1 protein-coding gene is annotated in these 1,343 nt (G+C 68.4%); it reads right to left on the bottom strand.

Annotated elements, in window-relative coordinates; translation table 11 throughout:
- Nucleotides 1-1,343: aspartate ammonia-lyase (locus AC1DZV_RS21770; protein ID WP_476954567.1), on the bottom strand; the 1,343-nt coding region annotated here is incomplete at both ends.

Below are 1,343 nucleotides of genomic sequence, written 5' to 3'. Positions count from 1 at the left end.
AGGTTGGCCAGGCGGTGCGGGCTGAGGAGCTCGGTGAGCTGCTCGTCGGTGAGCAGGCCGTGTTCGAGCACTAGTTCCGCGACGCCCTTGCCGGTGGCGAGGGCTTCCTGGGCGATGGCCGTGGCTGTGGCGTAGCCGAGTTGCGGGTTCAGGGCGGTGACGAGGCCGATGGATTGTTCCACGGTGAGGCGGAGGTGTTCGGTGTTGGCGGTGATGCCCCGGACGCAGCGGGCCGTGAGGGTGCGGCAGGCGGCTTCSAGGTGGGAGATGCTCTTGTGGAGGCTGTGGACGATGATGGGTTCGAAGGCGTTGAGCTGGAGCTGGCCGGCCTCGGCGGCCATGGTGATGGTGACGTCGTTGCCGATCACCTCGTAGGCGACCTGGCTGACCACTTCCGGGATGACCGGGTTGATCTTGCCGGGCATGATCGAGGAGCCGGACTGCACCGCGGGGAGGTTGATCTCGCCGAAGCCGGCGCGCGGGCCSGAGGAGAGCAGCCGGAGGTCGTTGCAGATTTTGGAGAGTTTCACGGCGACCCGCTTGAGCACGCCGGAGAGGTGSACGAAGGCGCCGACGTCCTGGGTGGCCTCGATCAGGTCCACGGCCGTGATCAGCGGCAGGCCGGTGATTTCGGCCAGGTGCCGGCAGGCCGCTTCGGCATACCCGGCGGGGGCGTTCAGGCCGGTGCCGATCGCGGTGGCGCCGAGGTTGATTTCGTGGATCAGCAGGTCGGCTTCGGCCAGGCGGAGCCGGTCCTCGCCGATCGTGACGGCGTAGGTGCCGAACTCCTGGCCGAGGGTCATGGGGACGGCGTCCTGGAGCTGGGTGCGGCCCATCTTCACCACCGTGCGGAACTCGAGGGCCTTTGCGGCGAAGGCGTCTTCGAGCTCGGTGAGGGCCTGGAGCAGTTCCCGGGCCGCGAAGATCGTGCCGAGCTTGACCGCGGTGGGGTAGACGTCGTTGGTGGACTGGCTGAGGTTGACGTGGTCGTTGGGGTGCAGCCGGGCGTAGTCGCCCTTCGGGTGCCCGAGGATTTCCAGGGCCCGGTTGGCGATGACCTCGTTGGCGTTCATGTTCGAGGAGGTCCCGGCGCCGCCCTGGATGACGTCGACGACGAATTGCTCGCTGAGTTTGCCGTTCATGACCTCGGTGCAGGCTTCCCCGATGGCGGCGGCACGCCCGGCGTCGAGCAGTCCGAGCTCGTGGTTGGTGCGGGCGGCGGCGAGTTTCACGGCGGCCAGCCCGCGGACCAGGTGCATGTTGGAGGACAGCGGCTGGCCGGTGATGGGGAAGTTCTCCACGGCCCGGAGGGTGTGGACGCCCCAGTAGGCGCCGGCGGGAAC

This window comes from Arthrobacter sp. P1_D12, assembly GCF_056406175.1.
This window is presented reverse-complemented; position numbering and strand designations above follow the sequence as displayed.